This window comes from Geothrix edaphica (assembly GCF_030268045.1).
Classification (GTDB): domain Bacteria; phylum Acidobacteriota; class Holophagae; order Holophagales; family Holophagaceae; genus Geothrix; species Geothrix edaphica.
Window position 1 is genome coordinate 218007 of the sequence record NZ_BSDC01000001.1, and the last position, 20305, is coordinate 238311.

Genomic DNA, 20305 nt, shown 5'->3' on the forward strand with positions numbered 1-20305 from the left:
AAGAGGGAAGCAGGGCCGGCAGCGCCGGCCCTGCTTGTCATCTGGAACCGCTTGACGGCAGGGGACGACCTCCCGAGGCTGGAGCCACCCATCCCAAGCCGTCCGGAGGTCCCATGCCGAAGTTCCTCGTCGTCCCGGCCCTGCTCCGCCTCATCTCCGAGGGCAGCTTCTTCAAGCAGGTCTTCGCCTGGCTGCTGAGGCTGTGGACCGCCGCCGCCGTCGTCGCGGGGATCTGGCTCTCCATCGAGCTGTGGCGGGGCGGGGGCACGAGCAGCCAGGCGGTCTTCGGGCAGCTGGTCTTCCAGGTCGCCCTGGTCGTGGCCACCTACCTCGTGGCCCACCTCAGCTGGGTGCGGGCCCAGGATGTGGCGGCCATGCCCCAGATCGCCGGCGAGGTGATCATCCCCCTCGCGCGCCTGTTGCTGCGGCTGGGTGGGGAGCTCTACGCCAGCCTGCTGGCGGTGATCAGCACGGGTGGGGCCCTCATGATCTGGATCAGCGCGGGCGAAGCCCGCCCGTACCTGGCGGAGCTACGCCTCCTGCTGCCCGGAACGGGGGGCGACCCCTTCCCGGCCGGCCTCGCCATGCTGCTCATCGGCCTCGCCTCCGCCGCCCTGGGCCTGCTGGGCGGCTACCTCGCCTCCGAGCTGCTGGGGCTGCTCTGCGCCATCGAAAGCAACACCCGGGGCGGGAAGCAGATCTGAGCTCTACCGGTAGCGCGCCGCCATGGCCTTCAACGTCGTCGCCAGGTGGGCCCGCAGGGCCTTCGGCACCAGCACCTCCGCCTCGGCGCCCAGCTGGAGGATGTAGCGGGTCGGGCCGTGGAGGTCCGTGGCCAGGAAGCTGAGCAGCACGGTGCCGCCCTTCTCCTTGCGGACTTCGACCCGGGGCAGGGCGGGGGGGGCGTCCAGCAGGGCCTGGGGCCAGTTGGAGCCGCCGACCCGCACCTGCACCTGGAAGGGCGCCGCGGGGCTGAACCAGCCGCCGATCTGCAGGTCCCGGGCCTGTTCCAGGGGGCGCTTGTCGGGGATGAGGCCCCGCTTGGGGAGCGCCTTCGCCTCGACGATGCGGGCCAGGCGGAAGTGCCGGGGCTCCTGCTTGGCGGGGTCCCAGGCCAGGAGGAACGCGCCACCGGAAAACACGTCGTGGGTGAGGGTGAAGGGCACCACCGTGCGGGTGCCGGTGCGGCCCGTGGAGGCGGCGGCGTAGGTCAGTTCCAGCTCGCGGGGGCCCTCAGGATGGCCCAGGGCCATGAGCACCTGGGAGAGCATCTTCGTGTCGAGGGCCTGCTGGTCGTCAGCGCCGCCCCGAACGCACACGTGGGCCTGGAGCGCGTCGAAGAGGTTCCGGTCGCGGCTGCTGAGGTGGCTGTCCGCCAGGGCGCGCAGGCCCTCCAGCTGGTCGTACCACATCTCCGTGGCCGTGCCCTCCAGGGCCATGAGCGCCACCTCCAGGGCCAGGCGGGCGTGGGGCGTGATCTTGCTGTCCCAATCCGGCGCCTTCTCCAGGGTGAAGTGGATGACGGCGGGCCGGCCCTCGCGTTCCTTGCCGAAGCGGGCGCCCTGCTCCTCCAGCAGCACGATGGCGCGGTCCACGGTGCGCATGGCCACCCCGCCCAGCTTCCGGGCCAGGCCGGCCTTGGTGATGCCCCGCTCGCCCGCGTCCCGGATGGCCTCCAGCACCGCCTGGAGCCGCTCGGGCTTGACCAGGCTGCCGCCGTCGGGGCGGGGTGATTCAGGAGTCTTCCGGAACGAGGAACGGGCCATGGCGACCTCCGGGTCCAGGATTGGCCAGAGACTGTCAAAGGGCAAGGGGAAGCCGGGCTTCGCCCGGACAGCCGCTATGATGGGGCATGGACACGTCGGCAACCCCTGACCCTGGATCTTGGGCGAACCTGTTCCGACGAGGCCGGCCCAGGCGGGTGGGCCACTTTCCCATCGATGCCTTTCCAGCGATTCCCGTGAGCGCGCAGGCCGTGCAGGTGCTCTCCGGGCCTCCGGCGTTCCGGTCGGTGCTGCTGGAGCGCATCGCGGGGGCCCGGCACCGCATCATCCTGGTGTGCCTGTATCTCCAGGACGATCCTTCCGGGCGCGAGATCATGGAAGCCCTGTATGCCGCCCACCGGACGAACCCGGGGCTGGACATCCAGGTTCTGGTCGACACGCACCGCGCCCAGCGGGGCCTCATCGGGAAGGCCAAGAGCCCGGGCAATGCCGCCATGTACCGGGATTTCGCCTCCCGGTACGGGCCGGGCGTCCGGATTCTCGGCGTGCCCGTCCAGAGCCGGGAGCTCTTCGGCGTGCTCCACCTGAAGGGGTTCATCTTCGATGACAGCGTGCTGTACAGCGGCGCGAGCCTCAACGATGTGTATCTCGGCCAGGGCGGGCGCTACCGGCTGGACCGGTACCACCTGTTCGAATCCAAGATCCTGGCGGATTGCCTGGCGGATTTCGTCCGCGCCACATTCCTGAACCAGGCCGCCGTGACCTCTCTGAATGATCCAGCCGACGCCGTCGAGGGGGGCTCATCGCACGACCTGAGAACCTTCCGCCGGGGGCTGCGGGCAGCCCAGTACACCTTTGAAGGCGGCCCGGTCCGCCCCGGCGAGGTGGCCGTCACACCCCTGGCCGGGCTGGGGGCGGGCAACCGGCTCAATGAAACCATCCTGGCCCTGCTGAAATCCACCCAGCGGAAGCTGGTCATCTACACGCCCTACTTCAATCTGCCGGGGGAAGTCCGCCGGGCCGTGTCCCGCCAGCTGGCCCAGGGCCGGGAAGTCACGATCGTGGTGGGCGACAAGGCGGCCAATGACTTCTTCATTCCGCCCAGCGAGCCTTTCAAGGTCATCGGCCTGCTGCCTTATCTCTACGAGGCCAACCTGCGACGCTTCACCAAGGCCCACCGGCAGGCCATGGCCGATGGCCGGTTGAAGGTCTACCTGTGGCACCACGCGGACAACACCTTCCACATGAAGGGCCTGTTCGTGGATGACAAGATCGCCGTGGTGACCGGGAACAACCTGAACCCCCGGGCCTGGAACCTCGATCTGGAAAACGGTCTGGTGATCCAGGATCCGCGTGGGCTGCTGCGCAGCCAGCATGCCCGGGAGCGGGCCTCCATCCTGAAGCACGCCACGCGTCTGGCCAGCTTCCAGGATCTGGAGACCCCCAGTGCCTACCCGCCCAAGGTGCAGCAGGCGCTGAGGCCCATGAACCGCACCCGCATCGACCGGCTGCTCAACCGGTTGCTTTGACGCACTCTCAGGCGGTCCAGAAACGGGAGAAGGGCTCGGGATCCCAACAGGCCTCCCGCCGTCGTCGAGCCAGGAACCCAGTGGCAGCAGGTGCCTCGCTGGCCAGCACCGCGTGGGCGCCGGCGTAGAGGGCGCTCCAGAGGGCGGCGCGCAGGGCGGGCTCGGCCAGGCGGGCCAGGGGAAGCTCCACCCGGGTGTCGTGGTCCCAGCCAAGGACGGTGTTCAGGCGCCGCAGGCGTGCCATGAGCTCCCCCTGGCTGAGGCCCGCGCCAAAGGGGGTGGCAGTACTGACGACCTGCTCGCGGGCGTGGTAGGCGCCGCGGCCCGCCTCGGCGTTGAAGCGGGGGCCGCCCAGGGCCTCGGGCGGCACCGGTTGCCCTGTGTCGTCCCAGGCCAGGCCCGAGGCGGCCACCGCCAGCTCGGCGGCCCAGTCCCAGGGCGTGCCCGTGGCGGAGTGCAGGGCGGGCGGCGTCGGGGCGGCCAGCAGGCCCAGGGCCACGCCCTCGGCGCGGTTGCGTAGCTGGGCATATGTGAGGGTCCCCCAGTCCGGGGCGGTCAGGGCCGGGCGGTCCTGGAGCCGCGCCGCACGCTGGATGAGGAGGTCCCGGAGGGTGGAGGCCATGGAGAAGTGTCGCAAGATGAGGGCGGCCTCCGCAAAATGAAACCCGCCATCAACCCTTTTCCGGAGGCCTGGGTCAGAGGGGTATCCGCTTTCCCATCCCGACCGGAGCCCGGCTCCGTCCCCTGGAGATTCCCATGCGCCCCGTCCTTCGCACCTTCTCCCTGCTGGCACTGCCTCTGGGCCTCAGCGCCCTGGCCCTCAGCATCGCCTGCAGCGGCAGCTCCTCCGCCGGCTCCAGTGCCTCCGCCACGCCCATGGGCACGGCTTCCATCATCCTCACCGACGCCCCCTCGGATCAGTGGTCGGCCGTCGAAGTGGTGGTGACGAAGGTGGCCTTCCTGAACAAGTCCGACCATACCAAGGAGGTCGTGGCCTTCCAGGGCGCCAGCGCCAAGATCAACCTGGTGGACCTGGACAGCGTGGGCGAGCTGCTGGCCTCGGCCCAGATCCCCGCGGGCACCTACGACGCCCTGCGCATCACCATCGATCCGGCCAGCGTCAACCTCGTGAAGGCCGACGGCACCACGGTGGCCGCCAACCAGATCCATGTGCTGGGGTCCAGCGTCCTGGTGGGGCTCAGCACCGACCTGGTGGTGACCGCCAACGGCAGCAACGCCGTGCAGCTCGACTTCGACCTGGCCCATCCCCTCTTCCTCGTGCAGCTGCCCGATGGCAGCTGGGCCATGAACCTGCAGGTGAGGCACCGGCCCAATGCGAACGGGATGATGGGCATGGCCCAGCTGATGTTCCGCCACCGCAAGGGCACCGTGGCGTCCGTGGGGGCCTCCAGCTTCGTCCTCCACACCGACAGCGGGAACGACCTCACGGTGAACGTGGATGCCGGCAGCTGGTTCTTCGATGCCGACGCGCGGGCCCAGGGCAGCTTCGCGGGGCTCGCGGCCGGCAAGCATGTGCTGATCTCCCTGCGCATGCAGCCCGACGGCAGTCTCTGGGCCGTGCGGGTGTGGTACAGCGTCAATGCCCTGCCGACCTGGACGCCGGAGGGCCACCTCTACGGCGTGGACCGGGTCAACAACCGGCTGCTGGTCAGCACGAGCACGGGCGCCCCCCGCGCCATCGCCATCGACTCCGATACCACCTTCACCTACCGCACCAGCCTGAGCCTCGGCACCGGGACGGCCACCCTGGCCAACCTGTGGTCCGGCTTCAAGGTGCAGGTCCAGGTGAAGGATCCCCTGGCCACGCCCATGCACGCCCAGTCCGTGAACATCCAGCGCGCGGTGGACGCCGGCCAGATCAGCGCGGCGGACGCCACCCAGCTCACCTATGCGCACCCCATCGCCGGCGATCGCACCTACGCCTACACCAGCCCCTTCTCGTGGTGGTACGTCGGGCTCCCCGGCCTGTCCTCCACCAGCACCAGCGCCTTCGCCAGCGCCGTCACGGGCGCGGGGGACGTGCGGGTGCAGGGCCTGAGCGACCTGGTGTGGAACGGCGGCACCGGCGCCTGGAACGCCGGCAACGCCATCTTCCTGCCCGTGGCCCTGCCCCAGGGGACCATCAGCGGCTCGTACAGCGGCGGCCAGCTGGGCTTCACCTTCACCAATTCCACGGGGGCCAGCCAGTCGATCTCCGTCAGCCTCAACCCCACGGTCGGCCTGCAGCCCGCGGTGCTGGAGGTGACCAACCAGTCCGGCGTGGTGACCGTGGCGCCCATCCCCGTGACCGACTGGGCCGCGAAGCTCGTTTCCCCCGCCAGGGCGCGCGTGGCCGTGGTGCCCAAGCCGGATGGCAGCTTCGCCGCCTATGCGGTGGTGGTGTTCAGCGGGTTCTGAGGCCATTCCCGGCTTCAACCAACGAAGCGGCGCCGTTGCGCCGCTTCGTTGGTTGAAGTCAGACAAAAGCTGACATGGCGCCCACGGTGAAGCCGGGATGGCGGTCCATGAGCGGGCGGGGCGGGGGGACGTGCTGGATCTTCGTGTACCCGGCATGGGCCAGGGCCTGGTCCCAGGCTTCGGGGGTGAGGAAGCCGTGGCGGGGCCGCCAGCGGGGGTCGAGCTTCACGCTGGTGAAGGCCTTGATGAAGTTGAAGAAGAACTCCAGGTAGAGCGGCGCGTCGAGGCTGGGCTTCAGGCATTCGCCGACGACGAGCCGCCCCCCGGGCTTCAGGTGGCCGCGGAGGTCGCGGAGCGTAGCCTCGAGATCCTGGGCCACATGCAGCACGTTGATGCCCACGATGGCGTCGAGGCTGGCGGGGGCGATGCCCTGGGCCTCGAGGGGCCGGTTCAGGTCCAGGGCCTGGAAGGCCAGGGGCAGGCCGGGCGCGGCCGCGGCCAGGTTCCGCTGGGCCCGGCGGAGGAAGGTGGGCGCCACGTCGGTGAACCGGTACTCGGCGATGCGGTCCAGCCATCCCTGCCCGGCGCCCTGCTCCGCCACCAGCTGGGCGAAGGAGCCGGCCCCGCCCCCCAGCTCCAGCACCCGGGCGCCGGCGGGCAGGCCCTCGCGGAGGGCCAACAGCGTCAACCAGTTGTTGGGGAAATAACCCAGGTTGCCGTTGCGGAAGTAGGCCAGCCACAGGGGGAACAGGGCCAGGTCGAAGAGCAGGGCATCGCCGTCCTTGCCTTCGGTGAAGAAGGGGCGGATGTGGGAGCGCACGCCGTCCAGGAGGTCGAAGTTGCTCGCATGGCCCGGCGCCTCGAGTTCCACGGCCTCGCGGATGCCCGCCAGGTCCAGGTCCGGCTGGCCCGTGAGGACGTACCTGTCCCCCTGCCGGGCGAGCATCCCCTCGACCGCGAGGAAAGGCAGCATCCAGGCCAGGGGCTTGCGGGCCTGGCCAGGCAGGTCTTCGCAGAGGCCGTCGAGGGTCACGCCGTCCCTCAGGCGGGCCTCCCAGCCCAGGTCGAAGAGCAGCAGGAGGCAGACGCGGGCGGTATATCGCTCCGCGGCCCGGTGCAGGACGAGGAAGGGGCGCGTGAACAGGGGCGCGATCTCCGCTCCCTGGGGCCCCAGCAGGCCAAGGCCCGGGGGCGCCTCGATGGGACCGAGGCGCTCGACCATCAGTCCATCATCTCGCTGATGCTGCGGCCCCCGTGGATGCGGAGGATGGCGTCGCCGAAGAGGGCGGCCGTGGAGAGCACCCGCAGGTTGGGCAGGGCCTTGGCGCGGTCGGGTGGGACGGGAATGCTGTCGGTGATCACCAGCTCGTCCAGGTTCGCCGAGTTGAGGGTCTCCACCGCGTTTCCCGAGAGGACGCCGTGGGTGACGCCCACGCGGACCGTGCGGGCGCCGAACTCGCGGAGGATGCGGGCCGCCTCCTTGATGGAGCCGCCGGTGGCGATCTCGTCATCGTAGATGATGGCGTCCTTCCCCTTCACGTCGCCGATGAGGGCCACGCTCTGGGCCTTCTCCGTGTCGTCGAAGCGGCGCTTGTCGATGATGGCCATGGGCACGGACAGCCGCTTGGCGAAGTGCCCCGCGAACTTGGCGGCCCCCGCGTCCGTGGCCACCACCACGGCGTTGGAGAGGTCCTTGGTCTTGAAGTAGTTCGTGAGGGTGGGCGTGGCCAGCAGCTGGTCCGCGGGCTTGCGGAAGAAGCCCAGGATCTGGGGGGCGTGCAGGGTCATGGTGAGCACGCGGTCGGCGCCGGCAGTCTCCAGCAGGTCGGCCACCAGGCGGGCCGTGATGGAGATGCGCGCCTCGTCCTTCTTGTCGCTGCGGGCGTAGGGGAAATAGGGCAGCACCGCCGTGATGCGGGCCGCGGACGCGAACTTCAGGGCGTCGATGAGGATCAGCAGCTCCAGCAGGTTGTCGCTGACGGGCGGGCAGGAGGTCTGGATCACGAAGACGTCCGATTCCCGGACGTTCTCCTCGATCTTCACCTTGATGTTCTCGTTGGAAAATCGAGTGATCTTGAGCTTCCCCAGGGGCATGCCCATGTGCGTGGCGATGCCCCTCGCCAGATCCGGGTGGCTGCTCCCGGAAAACACCTTCATCTCGCCGAACATGGATCCCCCGATCTCGCCCCCAGTGTAGCCGAGGGGTCGGGCCGTGGCCGTCACAGGGATATCGCCCCGGATAAAACCCGCGGCGCCCCGGGGTGGGAGGCGCCGCGGGGGCGGGCCGGAGGCCCCAGCCTGAAGTGGCCTGGGCTGCGCCAGTGGGGCGACTCAGCCCTCGTCGGCGCTGGGGCCGTAGATGGAGGGCACCGGGACGTCGAGCAGCCGGAGGTAGACGGCCACCTGAGCCCGGTGGTGGATGAGGTGGTTCATCACGAAGCCGCGATAGACGGCGATGCGGGGCATGGCGAACAGGACCTGGCCCTGGTTCTTGAGCGTCCAGACCACGTGGAAGTCCTCGTCCGAGGCGCCGTCCAGGGCCTTCAGGGCCCCTTCCACCCCAGCGTCCAAGGTGCGGAGCAGCCCCTCGGTCGTCGTGCTGGGCTTGGGCTGCCGGGCCTGGGTTTCGGGCAGGCCGAAATCCAGCTCGGTCTCGGTCATGGTGCTGATGGTCCAGCCGGGGATCGTGGCCAGGTGGTTCGCGAGGTCGCCCAGGGTGAAGGACTTGGGATGGGGGCGGTAGTCCATCCGGCCCGCGGGGATGCGCTCGAGCACGCGGCGCAGGGTGGCCATTTCGTGCTCGAACTCGGGGAGGAGGGCTTTGGCGAGGGCCATGGAGGCTCCTTGGGAAGTGGAAGGACCATGGTGCCCCCGACTCCTGACAACCTGGTGGCAGGAGTGTTTGGACAGGCGCTTTTAGATCTGGTTCTTTTCCGTCCGGATTTTCCCCAGGTAGTCCTCCAGGCCCCGCCCGGGGAGGGCTTCGAAGGGACCGAGCAGCTCCGTGGACTGGATCCGGTCCACCCGGAAGGTGCGGAGCGCCTCCCGGAGCTCGCACCAGGCGGCCAGGTGCCACCGGTAGCCCCAGAAGATCACGCCGAGCGGCTGGAGGACCCGGTCCGAGCAGGTCCCGTCGGCCCGGGCGTAGGTGACCCGCACCCGGCGCTGCTCCCGCAGGCCCTGCCGCAGCTCCCCCAGGAAGCGGGCGGTCTCCGGCGGCACGTGGAAGTCCGGCACCAGGAAGGGGAGGCCCGACAGGGGCTGTTTCCGGTCGGGCGGAAGGACGGCCTCCACCTTGCGGAGCACGCTTTCCGCCGCCTTCCGCAGCGAGGGATCGCCCCAGGCCGCCACGACCCGGGCCCCCAGGAGCAGGGCCTCGCCCTCCTCGGCATTGAACATGAACGGCGGCAGGTCGAAGTGGCGCGGCAGGCTGTAGCCGACGCCGGCCTCGCTCTCGATGGGCACGCCGGAGGCCATGAGGTCGGCGACGTCACGGTAGAGGGTGCGCTCGCTGACGCCGAGCTCCCTGGCGAGGCGCGCGGCGGTGCTGATGCGGTCCCGCCGCAGCAGCTGCACGATCTGGAACAGGCGGTCGGCGCGGCGCATGGGGGTCGGGATCGGGACAGGTCGGACGGCGCCTAGACCCTGCCGCCGCCCACGCGCTCGATGTGCGCGCCCACGCCCTGGAGCTTCTTCTCCAGGCCGGCGTAGCCGCGGTCGAGGTGGTAGATTCGGTCCACGATGGTCTCGCCTTTGGCCACGAGGCCGGCGATGACCAGGGCCGCGCTGGCGCGGAGGTCCGTGGCCATCACGGTGCAGCCCGTCAGATCCGCGGGGCCCGCCACGATGGCCGTGTGGCCGTCCGTGCGCAGGTTGGCGCCCAGGCGCTCCAGTTCCATGGCGTGCTGGAAGCGGTTCTCGAAGATGCCCTCGTTGATGACGCTGATGCCGCAGGCCTGGGTCATGACCGCCATCACTTGGGCCTGCAGATCGGTGGGAAAGCCGGGGAAGGGCAGGGTGGTGACATCCTTCGAGCGCAGCTTCTGACCGCACTCCCGCTGGATGCGCAGCTGGCGGCCGTCCTGACCCTCGCGTTCGGTGATCACGCAGCCCGAGCGCTCCAGCAGGTCCAGCAGCGACCGCAGGTGCTCGGGCTCGCAGCGGTCCAGCACCACGTCGCCGCAGGCCGCGGCCACGGCGCAGAGGTAGGTGCCCGCCTCGATGCGGTCGGGGATGACCGCGTGCTCGCAGCCGTGGAGGCGCTCGACACCCGTGATGGTGAGGGTGCCCGTGCCGATGCCCTCGATCTGCGCGCCCATCTCCACCAGGAGGCTGGCCAGGTCGCCGATCTCGGGCTCCAGGGCGGCATTGCGCAGGACCGTGGTGCCCTGCGCCAGGGCCGCGGCCATGAGGATGTTCTCCGTGGCGCCCACGCTCACCTTCTCGAAGGTGTGGTCGATGCCCTTCAGCCGGCCCTTCACCGAGGCGTGGATGTAGCCGTGGCTGATCTCGATCACGGCCCCCATGCGTTCCAGGGCCTCCAGGTGCAGGTTCACGGGGCGGGCCCCGATGGCGCAGCCGCCGGGCAGGCTCACGGTGGCCTTCCCGAAGCGGGCGAGGAGGGGCCCCAGCACCAGGATGGAGGCCCGCATGGTCTTCACCAGGTCGTAGGGCGCCTTGGGGTCGTCGCTGCCGGTACAGGCGAGCTTGGCGACCAGCTCGAAGCCCTCGCCTTCGGGCTCCAGCGTGGCCTCCGTGCCCAGGGCCTGGAGCACCTTCACCATGGTGCGGATGTCCGCCACCGCGGGCAGGTTGGACAGCACGACGGCATCCGGGGTGAGCAGGGCCGCCGCCAGGCAGGGCAGGGCCGCGTTCTTCGCCCCGGACACCCGGATGCGCCCCCGCAGGGGATGTCCACCTTGGATCACCAGTCGGTCCATCGAAACTCCAGCCCTCTAGCGTAGCCCAAGCAGGGCGTTCGAACTCCACCCCACGGTGGGAACCGTGGGGTGGGTCATGCGCCCGGAGGTGGCCAGATCGGAGCGGACCCCCTACTTCTGGCGGGTGTAGGTGATCTCCATGGTCTTGATCTCTTTCCCGCCCCGGGATTCGTACCACTCCATGACATGGGAGTCGTCGCTCAGGATCTTCACGGTCTGACGGACTTTGACTTTCGTGCCCGGCTTCATCATGTCGTCCATGTCGCCTTTGTAGGTGAAGGTCTTGGAGGTGGGGTCGTAGGTTCCCGTCATGAGCATGATGGCGGTGCCCATGTTGTCGGCCCAGGTGGCGGTGAAATGCCTGGCCACGTTGTCATAGCCCGTGAGCCCGAGCCCCTGGAAGGCCATTCCACCGAATGTGCCCGTGTACTCGCCCTGGATGAAGCGTCCGTCCATCAAGGGGGTGTAGACCGCGGAGCCCGTGGACATCTCCGGCGGGGCTCCGGGTTCCATCCACATCTTCGTGGCGAAGGTCCACTGGCCGGTGAGCCCGGCGAGAAGCTTGTGGTTCGAGCCCGGCGTGGCGGCCTTTTGCCAGGCTTCCATCATCGCCTGCTGAGCGGCCGTGGGCTTTTTCTCCTTCGCTTCCTGGGCCAGGAGTGGCAAGGCCATGACCATGCTGGCGGCGGCCACGATGCGCGTGAAGAGATGCTGCAGGGACATGTGAGCCTCCTACAAGATGCTCGGTACGAGCGGAGGGATACCGTACCACAATCAAGAAAAATAAAATCCATTTCGATGAAATGGCGTTTTTTTCGTCATTCATGGACCCACCCAGGGGCCTGTGCGTGCGAGATCATTCTTCCCTGCCGCGGGCTCGGCGGTGGGCGTTTGCTTTAGAGGATGCGCGCCCGCAGGGCTTTCGCGGGCAGCGGCCCCCAGCTCCGCCCGTCCTGGCTGTCGGGCCGGTTGTCGCCCAGGACCAGGTAGCCGTCCCCGCAGCCCGTCCGGCCCCGCCCCTCGCGCTCCGGATGGACAACCCAGGGCTCATCCAGCCGCTGGCTATTGACCCAGAGATCCGGGCCGGTCCAGGCCACGCTATTGCCGGGAAGCCCCAGCACCCGCTTCACGGTGGGGCCGTGAGGCCCTTCCACCAGCCAGATCTCGCCCCGCCGGGGGGCATGGCTGACCCAGGCCCGCAAGGCCAGGCGCAGGCTCCCATCGTGGAGCGCCGGTTCCATGCTGCGTCCGGACACGCGGACGGGATGTACCACGGCCAGGGGGGCCAGGGCCAGGGCCAAGGCGGCGGGAAGGATCCAGGGTTTCATCATGTGCTCACCAGACATCAGTCCCGCCATCAGCCCCGCACTGCCAGCCGCCGTCCGCGCCCATCCGTCAGGGCGAGCTCCTTGAGGTGGGCGGGGGCTGGGACGAAGGGGGCCAGGTCCGCCAGCAGGCGCCGGGCCAGGGCCAGGGGGCCGTCCAGGTCCAGGTCCGAGAGGAGCTTCCCCTGGAGGGGCGCCAGGCGGCGATCCAGGGCGGCCTCCAGGTCGCGGAAGTCCACCACCACATCGAAGCCGTCCAGGCCCGGGCGCGCGGCCACCACCTCCACCGTGTAGTCGTGGCCCTCCCAGGCCTCGCCGGCGCGAAACACCACCGACAGGGGGCGGGTCACGGCGGCTTCGAAGATCAGGGGGGATGGGGCGGTCAAGACTGACTCCAGGTCGGGACTTCAGTTTGTCACGGCCATGGCTACACTGTCCCTTCGACCGCATACCTGATAACTGGGTGAGACAATGCCAGGGCCCCAAGCCCCGCGCTGTGGCCCACTCTGAACGTCGACTGCTGGGAGGGACCGCCATGAAGGCCCTGGAAATCGCGCTGTTCTGGATCATGACCCTGGCCGCGGTCGGATTCTTCGCCTGGACCATCCGGCTGCGGATCGCCACCCTGAAGGCGGGCCTGCCTGACAACCGCTTCGACCAGCCCTGGGTGCGCCTGAAGGGCGTGTTCACGCTGGCCATCATGCAGAAGCGCATGGTCCGCGACAAGTACGCGGGCTTCTACCACATCCTCATCTTCTGGGGCTTCTGCGCCCTGGCCCTGCGCTCCGTCGGCCTGGTGCTGGAGGGCCTCTTCCCGGCCTTCCACATGACCGAAGCCCTGGGCGCCTTCGGCCTCGGCTACCAGACCACCAAGGACGTGTTCGAGGTGCTGGTGCTGCTTGGCCTGGGCCTCGCCACCTTCCGCCGCCTGGCCGCCAAGCCCTGGCGCCTGGAGAACTCCTGGGACGCCTGGGCCACCCTGAGCCTCATCGGTGGCCTCATGGTCACCGACCTGCTGGCGGACGGCGCCTACGTGGCCCTACACCATCCCGCCTGGGCCGCCTGGTCTCCCGCCGGCGTGGCCGTGGCCGGCTGGCTGGGCGGCCTGAGCCAGACCGGCCTCATGGTGCTCTACAAGACCATGTGGTGGCTGCACCTGGCCACCCTCTACTTCTTCGCCAACTTCCTGCCCTACTCCAAGCACTTCCATGTCTTCACGTCGCTCTTCAACATCTACTTCCGCGAGCTGGAGCCCCAGAAGAACCTCAAGCCCATGGACATGGAGGCCGAGCACTTCGGCATCAACAAGATCCAGGACTTCACCTGGAAGCAGATGCTGGACTTCTACACCTGCGTGGAGTGCGGCCGCTGCCTGGAGAACTGCCCCACGACCCTGACCGGCAAGCCGCTGCGTCCCAAGGATTTCGGGACGGACCTGCGCGACTACCTGAAGGCCACGCCCCTGGAGCAGATGGGCCAGGACAAGCCCGTGCCCGAGGACCGCAAACTCATCGGCGGCCCCGTCCCCGAGGGCTCGTACTGGAAGCGCGATGACGAGCACGCCCCCTGGAGCAAGGCCCAGCTCGAGGGCTGGATCAGCCAGGACACCATCTGGGCCTGCACCAGCTGCGGCTACTGCGAATGGGCCTGCCCCCTGCAGATCAGCTTCGTGGACAAGCTCGTGGGCATGCGGCGCTACCTCACCCTGGAGGAGAGCGACTTCCCCGCCGAGGCCCAGGTGGCCTTCAAGGGCATGGAACGCCAGGGCAATCCCTGGAACCTGCCCCAGGCCGACCGCGCCAAGTGGGCCGAGGGCCTCGAAGTCCCCACCTTCGCCGAGCACCCCGAGGCCGAGTACCTCTTCTGGGTGGGCTGCGCCGGCAGCTACGACGCGGCTGGACAGAAGGTGTCCAAGTCCCTGGTGAAGCTGCTCAAGGCGGCCAACGTCTCCTTCGCCATCCTCGGCACCGAGGAGAGCTGCACCTGCGAGTCCGCCCGACGCCTGGGCAACGAGTACCTCTACCAGTCCGCCACCGAGGCCAACATCGAGACCCTCAAGGGCCATGGCGTGAAGAAGGTCGTCACCAACTGCCCCCACTGCCTGAACACCCTGAAGAACGAGTACCCGGCCTTCGGCGGGGACTTCGAGGTGGTGCATGGCACGGAGCTGGTGGCCAAGCTGATGGCCGAAGGGAAGATCAAGCTCGAGCAGACCGTGGAGGCGGACCTCACCTACCACGACCCCTGCTACCTCAGCCGCATCAACGGCCAGGTGGAGGCCCCCCGCGCCATCCTCGACGCCATCCCCGGCGTGAAGCTCACGGAGATGGAGAAGCACGGCGAAGCCACCATGTGCTGCGGCGCCGGCGGCGGCCGCTTCTGGCTGGAGGAGCACCTGGGCAAGCGCGTGAACCACGAGCGCTTCGAGCAGGCCCTCGAAACCAAGGCCACCACCATCGCCGTGGGCTGCCCCTTCTGCAACGTCATGCTGAACAACGCGGCGGGTGAGACCAACCACGAAGGCGTGGCCACAACGGACGTGCTGGAGCTGGCGGCGAAGGCGCTGAAGGCGTAGGTCGTCCCTTCCTGCGAGACGAGGGGGCGCAAACACGCCCCTTTGTTTCGTTGGAGGGCCCCCACCCCCCGAGGGGCCGCGTTCAGCGGGCAGGGGTGGATCCCTTCTGGCTCCGCAGGTGCTTCCGGATCCTGCGGGCCCAGTCCTTTTCGATGTCCGTGCGCCAGAAGCCCTTGGACACCTGCATGAGGCCGAGGACCTGGCCGGTGGCGGGATCCCAGAGTCTGACGCGGCAGATGGGTCCGTTTCGGGGCTGGGCCTCGCCTTGGAGGAAGAGGGTGCCTTCGGTTTCGGACAGGGTGGGCCCGCCCTTCTCGGCCTCCGGTTCGGCGAGCTTCCGGGGCATGCGGTTGGCCTGGAGGCCCCACTTGAGTTCCTTCTCGCCCAGTTCGGAGTCCAGGGACTGACCGGCGAGCCAGCGCAGGCAGTGGATGCGGGCCTGGCTCAGATCCAGGCCCGAGCTGAACCAGACCTTATCGCCGTCCGCCTCGTGGAGTTCCCTGGCGGGCCACCAGGTCGCTTCGGCCACCGGTCCGCCCGCCAGCTCCCAGATCGCCGCGGGAAGGCTGGTGGGAGACTGGAGGCTCTTGAAATCCAGCCGGTCCTGGAGCGCCAGGACGGTGCCTCCGGTGCGGAGATCCACCGCCTTCACCTGGAACAGAACGTCCGTGCGGTAGCCCGACACGCCGCTGATGAAGAGGGGCTGGTTCAGGGCGCCGTTGGAAAGAAGCAGGAGGGCCAGGTTCACGGGGACCAGGGCGATGTTCCCCGCCACCTGGCCGGCCTTGGCGGCCACCCGGGCCTGGCGATCGAAGGCGAGCACCCGCCCCTGGACCCGATAGACCGGTGGGGCCGCTCCCGGGGGGCTCCACTGCTGGGCCAGTGCGAAGCCCTCGGCGGCGAGGACCTGGAGGACCTGGGTGACCTGATCCCGCTTGGTCGTCCAGGGACCGCCTGCCTCAGCACCCGGAGGCGGAGCCGCGGGGACTTCCCAGGGGGCCAGTTCCATCGGCTGGCCCCGCAAGTCGAGACCGGGCCGGGCCCAGGCGAACGGGACGCGACCGAGCGGCGCCGGTCGGACGCCCTCGCCGAACCAGGCCGGATCCTGCAGGACCGGCTGCTCTTTCGGTCCCTGGGGCAGCGTGGAAGGCGGCGGGTGGCAGGCCGGGAACATCAGCAGGATGACCAAGCCGAGATACCACCTGCCCTTCCGGACCGGTGCAGGGGGAGCGGGGAGCGCGGCGCTGGCGGACATGGGGCCTCGTGCGGCGATTATCCCACCCTGGCGGTAGTGCCTGATCCGGGCGGTCTCAGAGAGCGCCGGCCTTTCAGGAGGCGTTCCGCCGCTTCGGCAGGTGGTCCTTCAGCAGGGCTCGGGTCTCGCGCAGCATGGCGGCGGTGTCGTCCCAACCCAGGCAGGCGTCGGTCACGGAGCAGCCGTAGCGCAGGGTGGCGAGGTCTGCCGGGATGGGCTGGCTGCCCTCCTCCAGGAAGCTCTCCACCATCATGCCGACGATGGAGCGGTTGCCCCGCAGGATCTGGTGGGCGCAGTCCTGGAGGACCAGGGGTTGGAGGCGGGGGTTCTTGTGGCTGTTGGCGTGGGAGCAGTCCACCACGATGTTCTCGGGCAGGCCCGCCTTGCGCAGGGCGGACTCCGCCAGGGCGATGCTGACGGTGTCGTAGTTGGGGCGGCCCCCGCCGCCACGCAGCACCAGGTGGCCGTGGGCGTTTCCCTTGGTGCGCACGATGGCCGCGGAGCCCTGGTCGTTCAGCCCCAGGAAGCTGTGGGGGCGCGAGGCCGAGAGGATGGCGTTCACGGCGGCGGCCAGGTCGCCGTCCGTGGCGTTCTTGAAACCCACGGGCGTGGACAGGCCGCTGGACATCTCGCGGTGGGTCTGGGACTCGGACGTGCGGGCGCCGATGGCCGTCCAGCTGATGAGGTCGCCGATGTACTGGGGCGTGTTGGGGTCCAGGGCCTCGGTGGCCGTGGGCAGGCCGACCTCGCCGATGCGGAGGAGGAACGCCCGGGCCTTCCGCATGCCTTCCTCGATGTGGAAGGAATCATCCATCCGGGGGTCGTTGATGAAGCCCTTCCAGCCCGTGGCGGTGCGCGGTTTCTCGAAGTAGACCCGCATCACCAGCAGGAGCGTGTCGGAGACTTCATCCGACAGGGCCTTGAGCCGTTGCGCGTAGTCGAGACCCGCCACCGGGTCGTGGATGCTGCAGGGCCCCACCACCACCATGAGGCGGGGATCCTCCCGGGTCAGGATGCGCTGGAGGTCCCGGCGGCCCCCGGCCACGGTCTCGGCCACGGCGTCGGGGACGGGCAGGGCGGCATGGACCTCCGCCGGGGAGGGCATGCGGTCGAACGAATCAATGTTGAGGTTCTCGAGCGCCTGGTGGGTCATGGCTGGGCCTTTTGGAAGAAAAAGAAAAACCCCGATTCCTGGGGAGGATCGGGGTGGTCAGTGGGATGTTCCAGGATGTCAGGCTGGACCCTCGCCGTGCCACGCACGATCCGCGCGCGGGAACCAATAATAGGTGTGGAAGCGGGGCGTCATGGGCGGTCCAGGGTGTTCCATCCTGGACCGGGGGGCCGGGACCGTCAAGGTCGGGCGGGCACGGATGGGGGCCCTGGCCGCGGGGCGCTCAGCACGATAATACAAAAATGTCTGCAATCCATGGTGATGTTACAATTTTGTATAACCACCCCCTTGGAGCCCCCATGGCCGCCCCGGAGGACGTCCTTCACCTCTCGCCCCTGCTGGAGCTGAGCCAGGCCCTGGCCGCTTCGGACATCCGGGCCTCCCTGCCGCGGGTGCTGGAGATCCTGGCGGAGGCCTTCGGGGCCCTGAACGGCGCCATCCTGCTGGCGGACGAGGAGGGGACCGCCCTCCGCATCGAGGCGGCCCGGGGCCTGTCGAGCCAGGGGGTGGCCCGGGCCCGCTACCGCGTGGGCGAGGGCATCAACGGGCGGGTGCTGGCCAGCGGCAAGGCCATCGTGGTGCCCCAGGCCAGCCAGGAGCCGCTGTTCCTGGACCGCACCGGCGTCCTGAAGGAGCAGAGGCGGAAGAAGTCGGACATGTCCTTCTTCTGCATCCCCGTGTTCCTGGACCGGAAGACGGCGGGGACCCTCTGCCTCACGGTGCCCTACGACCGCCACCGCGACTTCGACCGGGACACCAAGCTGCTCCAGATCGCGGCCTCCATGGTGGGCCTGGCGATGAAGGTGGCGAAGCTCGTGGCGGCGGACCGGCAGCGGCTGGTGGAGGAGAACCAGCAGCTCCGCCTGGAGCTCCGGGAGCGCTACGACCTGCACCACCTCATCGGCCACAGCCACGCCATGCAGCGGGTCTACGAGGCCGTGGCCCAGGCGGCGCCCAGCAGCACCACCGTGCTCATCCGCGGCGAGTCCGGCACCGGCAAGGAGCTGGTGGCCCACGCCCTCCACTACAACTCGCCCCGGGCCGAGAAACCCTTCATCAAGGTGAGCTGCGGGGCCCTTCCCGAGACCCTCATCGAGTCCGAGCTGTTCGGCTACGAGCCCGGCGCCTTCACGGACGCCCGCCAGCAGAAGAAGGGCCGCTTCGAGCTGGCCCACGGCGGCACGCTGTTCCTGGACGAAGTGGGCGAGCTGTCCCCGGCCACCCAGGTGAAGCTGCTGCGGGTCCTCCAGGAACGGGAGTTCGAGCGCCTCGGTGGCGTGCGGCCCGTGAAGGTGGACGTGCGGCTCATCGCCGCCACCAACCGGAACCTGGAGGCCGCCGTGAAGGCCGGCACCTTCCGGGAGGACCTCTACTACCGCCTGCACGTCTTCGAGATCTTCATGCCGCCGCTGCGGGAGCGCCAGGCGGACATCCTGCTGCTGGCGGACCACTTCGTGGAGAAGATCGCCGCGGCCCAGGGCAAGGACGTCCGCCGCATCTCCACCTCGGCCATCGACATGCTGGCGGCCTACCACTGGCCCGGCAACGTGCGGGAGCTGGAGAACGCCATCGAGCGGGCCGTCCTCGTCTGCGAAGGCGGCGTGATCCACGCCCACCACCTGCCGCCCTCCCTCCAGACCGCCGAGGTCTCGGGCACCGTGCCGGGGGCGGCGCTGGGCGACGCCGTGGCCGCCTTCGAGCGGGACCTGCTGCAGGACGCCCTGAAGTCGGCCCGGGGGAACCGCTCCCGCGCCGCCCGCCTCCTGCAGACCACGGAGCGCATCCTGAACTACAAGGTGCAGAAGTACGGGCTGGAGCCGGAGCGGTTCCGGTCATCTTGAAGGAAACTTACAAATTTGTAGTTTTATTTAAATTTTTGTACATTTTTGTAAAATCATTTTGGGTAAAATTCGGCGTTTTATTTTCAGGCATCTCGTTTTATTTCAGCGTTTGAATTTCACGAGTTGCCGCTTTCCCAAAACCGGCACACTCCCTGCTCTGTCTTAGGGCACAGGTGGCCGATGGTCGGCTCCTGGACTCAGGGAGGAATGGAACCGATCGTGGCCTGGACCGTCCTAACGGATTCCCACGGCAAAGGCCACATCGCTCCTCCGGCCCGTTGAAGGAGGCTCTCCCATGAACCGCCGAACCCTGTCCAGGGTCCTCGCGGTGGCCGTGGCCCTGGCGGCCATCTCCCCGCTGCTCCTCGATCTCGGCGGCGGCCTCCAGCAGTTCCCCTCCTGCGCCGCGGACCTCCCGTCGCTGGTCCTGGGCTCCTCCCTCCCGCACTGACGCCCGTCCCCATTCCGATGCCGCCAGGGACCATCCAGGTCCCCTGGGGTCGCTCTAGCCCGGTCTTCCGGCCCCCATCCCGAGCCCGGGTGCAGACCCGGACCTTCTCCTTCCTGGAGCACGCCATGCACTTTCTCAGGGCCCTTCCCACGCTCGCCACCCTGGCGGCTTCCCTCGCGGCCCAGAGTCCGGCATCGCCGGCCCCACCTCCTCCCCCGGCCCTCCTGGGGTTCACCCTGGGCGGCTCGGCCACCCTCGGCTCCCAGTACATCTTCCGCGGGCTCACACAGACTGACGGCAAACCCACGGTCCAGGCGGAGCTGGACCTGGTCCACCCCACGGGTTTCTACCTCAGCACCAGCCTCAGCAACATCTCCTGGTTCACGGACCAGAACGCGGGCCTGGCCAGCGCGCCCACGTCCCTGGGCTCGCCAGCCGCCGTGGGCGCGCCGCTCTACCGGGCGGGCAAGGTGAACTCCGCCGGGGTGGAGCTGGATCTGTTCGGCGGCTACAAGTGGGGCTTCGCCAAGGACTGGACCCTGGATGTGGGGCTCTACCGCTACCTCTACCCGGGCACCTACGAGAACCTCGGCGCCTACCGGAATCCCGCCACCACCGAGGCCTACCTGGGCCTGGGCTATGCCTGGGCGAGTCTGAAGTACTCCCAGGTCATCAGCGCGAACACCTTCGGGGTCAACAACTCCGGCGGGACGAGCTACGTCGACCTCACCCTGGCGATCCCCCTGGGCGCAAGCGGGTGGACGGTGCTGGCCCACGGGGGCCACACCACCTACGCCGACAAGGCGAACCCCGGCTACTTCTCCAACGGGAGCACCGTGACGGGCGAGAACTCGCTGTTCAGCTACTCGGACTACAAGCTGGGCATCGCGAAGGAGATCAAGGGCTGCACGCTCGCCCTCGCCGGCACCTATGCGGACACGAAGGCCCGCGCCGCCGACGACGACGTGACGGTCTACGAGAACGCCATGGGCCGGAACATCGGCAAGGGGCGGCTGACCCTGACGCTCACCAAGGCCTTCTAGGCGGGGCCCCGCCCTGCCGCATTCGAACACCCT

The 20305-nt window shown here is 69.0% G+C and carries 19 protein-coding genes; 7 read left to right on the forward strand and 12 right to left on the reverse strand.

All coding sequences use genetic code 11. The features are described 5' to 3' along the window. Positions 1–113: 113 nt before the first annotated feature. Positions 114–704 (forward strand): hypothetical protein, encoded by a 591-nt coding sequence (locus QSJ30_RS01015; RefSeq protein ID WP_285605920.1) that lies wholly within the window; start codon positions 114–116, stop codon positions 702–704. Between the two features lie 3 nt (positions 705–707). On the opposite strand, the gene QSJ30_RS01020 is transcribed toward QSJ30_RS01015, so the two are convergent. Next, positions 708–1766, reverse strand: a complete 1059-nt coding sequence (locus QSJ30_RS01020) for a helix-turn-helix transcriptional regulator (protein ID WP_285605921.1) — start codon at positions 1764–1766, stop codon at positions 708–710. A gap of 86 nt (positions 1767–1852) precedes the next feature. Here QSJ30_RS01020 and pssA point away from each other — a divergent pair, with 86 nt between their 5' ends. Continuing rightward, positions 1853–3253 carry a CDP-diacylglycerol--serine O-phosphatidyltransferase gene (gene pssA, locus QSJ30_RS01025; RefSeq protein WP_285605922.1) on the forward strand — a complete coding sequence of 467 codons (1401 nt, stop codon included), beginning with the start codon at positions 1853–1855 and terminating at the stop codon, positions 3251–3253. A 7-nt stretch (positions 3254–3260) separates the two neighbouring features. On the opposite strand, the gene QSJ30_RS01030 is transcribed toward pssA, so the two are convergent. Continuing rightward, a complete protein-coding gene (locus tag QSJ30_RS01030) occupies positions 3261–3890 on the reverse strand; it encodes a class I adenylate-forming enzyme family protein (protein WP_285605923.1) in 630 nt (209 codons plus the stop codon). 119 nt (positions 3891–4009) lie between these two features. Here QSJ30_RS01030 and QSJ30_RS01035 point away from each other — a divergent pair, with 119 nt between their 5' ends. Then, the gene (locus QSJ30_RS01035; RefSeq protein WP_285605924.1) at positions 4010–5671 is read left to right on the forward strand and encodes a DUF4382 domain-containing protein; all 1662 of its coding nucleotides are present in this window, start codon (positions 4010–4012) and stop codon (positions 5669–5671) included. Positions 5672–5729: 58 nt separating this feature from the next. On the opposite strand, the gene QSJ30_RS01040 is transcribed toward QSJ30_RS01035, so the two are convergent. From QSJ30_RS01040 to QSJ30_RS01075, 8 genes are all read right to left on the reverse strand, one after another. Next, positions 5730–6893: a class I SAM-dependent methyltransferase gene (locus QSJ30_RS01040; protein WP_285605925.1), complete on the reverse strand. Its 1164-nt coding sequence runs from the start codon at positions 6891–6893 to the stop codon at positions 5730–5732. Then, on the reverse strand, positions 6893–7840 hold the full coding sequence (locus tag QSJ30_RS01045) for a ribose-phosphate diphosphokinase (protein ID WP_285605926.1): 948 nt from the start codon (positions 7838–7840) through the stop codon (positions 6893–6895). Before QSJ30_RS01045 ends, QSJ30_RS01040 begins: the two co-directional genes overlap by 1 nt. Positions 7841–8002: 162 nt before the next feature. Beyond that, positions 8003–8506: a DinB family protein gene (locus QSJ30_RS01050; protein WP_285605927.1), complete on the reverse strand. Its 504-nt coding sequence runs from the start codon at positions 8504–8506 to the stop codon at positions 8003–8005. An 81-nt stretch (positions 8507–8587) separates the two neighbouring features. Then, positions 8588–9277, reverse strand: coding sequence for a helix-turn-helix transcriptional regulator (locus QSJ30_RS01055; protein WP_285605928.1), 690 nt, complete (start codon positions 9275–9277; stop codon positions 8588–8590). Positions 9278–9309: 32 nt separating this feature from the next. After that, positions 9310–10611, reverse strand: a complete 1302-nt coding sequence (gene murA, locus QSJ30_RS01060) for a UDP-N-acetylglucosamine 1-carboxyvinyltransferase (protein ID WP_285605929.1) — start codon at positions 10609–10611, stop codon at positions 9310–9312. 111 nt (positions 10612–10722) lie between these two features. Beyond that, positions 10723–11334 (reverse strand): DUF1579 domain-containing protein, encoded by a 612-nt coding sequence (locus QSJ30_RS01065; RefSeq protein ID WP_285605930.1) that lies wholly within the window; start codon positions 11332–11334, stop codon positions 10723–10725. A gap of 173 nt (positions 11335–11507) precedes the next feature. Next, complete coding sequence (gene lepB, locus QSJ30_RS01070) at positions 11508–11942, reverse strand: signal peptidase I (protein WP_285605931.1); 435 nt, start codon at positions 11940–11942, stop codon at positions 11508–11510. A gap of 26 nt (positions 11943–11968) precedes the next feature. Next, on the reverse strand, positions 11969–12322 hold the full coding sequence (locus QSJ30_RS01075) for a hypothetical protein (RefSeq protein WP_285605932.1): 354 nt from the start codon (positions 12320–12322) through the stop codon (positions 11969–11971). Positions 12323–12471: 149 nt separating this feature from the next. Between QSJ30_RS01075 and QSJ30_RS01080 the strand changes: the two genes are divergently transcribed. Beyond that, positions 12472–14511, forward strand: coding sequence for a (Fe-S)-binding protein (locus QSJ30_RS01080; protein WP_285605933.1), 2040 nt, complete (start codon positions 12472–12474; stop codon positions 14509–14511). Between the two features lie 82 nt (positions 14512–14593). Here the strand turns inward: QSJ30_RS01080 and QSJ30_RS01085 are convergent, their stop codons facing one another. Together QSJ30_RS01085 and QSJ30_RS01090 are read right to left on the reverse strand one after the other, a co-directional pair. Next, positions 14594–15766, reverse strand: coding sequence for a hypothetical protein (locus QSJ30_RS01085; protein ID WP_285605934.1), 1173 nt, complete (start codon positions 15764–15766; stop codon positions 14594–14596). A gap of 73 nt (positions 15767–15839) precedes the next feature. Next, complete coding sequence (locus QSJ30_RS01090) at positions 15840–16919, reverse strand: 3-deoxy-7-phosphoheptulonate synthase (RefSeq protein WP_285605935.1); 1080 nt, start codon at positions 16917–16919, stop codon at positions 15840–15842. 317 nt (positions 16920–17236) lie between these two features. On the opposite strand from QSJ30_RS01090, the gene QSJ30_RS01095 reads away from it, so the two are divergent. The 3 genes from QSJ30_RS01095 (at position 17237) to QSJ30_RS01105 (ending at position 20272) form a co-directional block, all read left to right on the forward strand. Next, entirely contained in the window at positions 17237–18778 is a 1542-nt protein-coding gene (locus tag QSJ30_RS01095) for a sigma-54 interaction domain-containing protein (protein ID WP_285605936.1), read from the forward strand. Positions 18779–19073: 295 nt separating this feature from the next. Then, on the forward strand, positions 19074–19229 hold the full coding sequence (locus QSJ30_RS01100) for a hypothetical protein (RefSeq protein ID WP_285605937.1): 156 nt from the start codon (positions 19074–19076) through the stop codon (positions 19227–19229). A gap of 125 nt (positions 19230–19354) precedes the next feature. Beyond that, on the forward strand, positions 19355–20272 hold the full coding sequence (locus QSJ30_RS01105; protein WP_285605938.1) for a TorF family putative porin: 918 nt from the start codon (positions 19355–19357) through the stop codon (positions 20270–20272). Positions 20273–20305 lie beyond the last annotated feature (33 nt).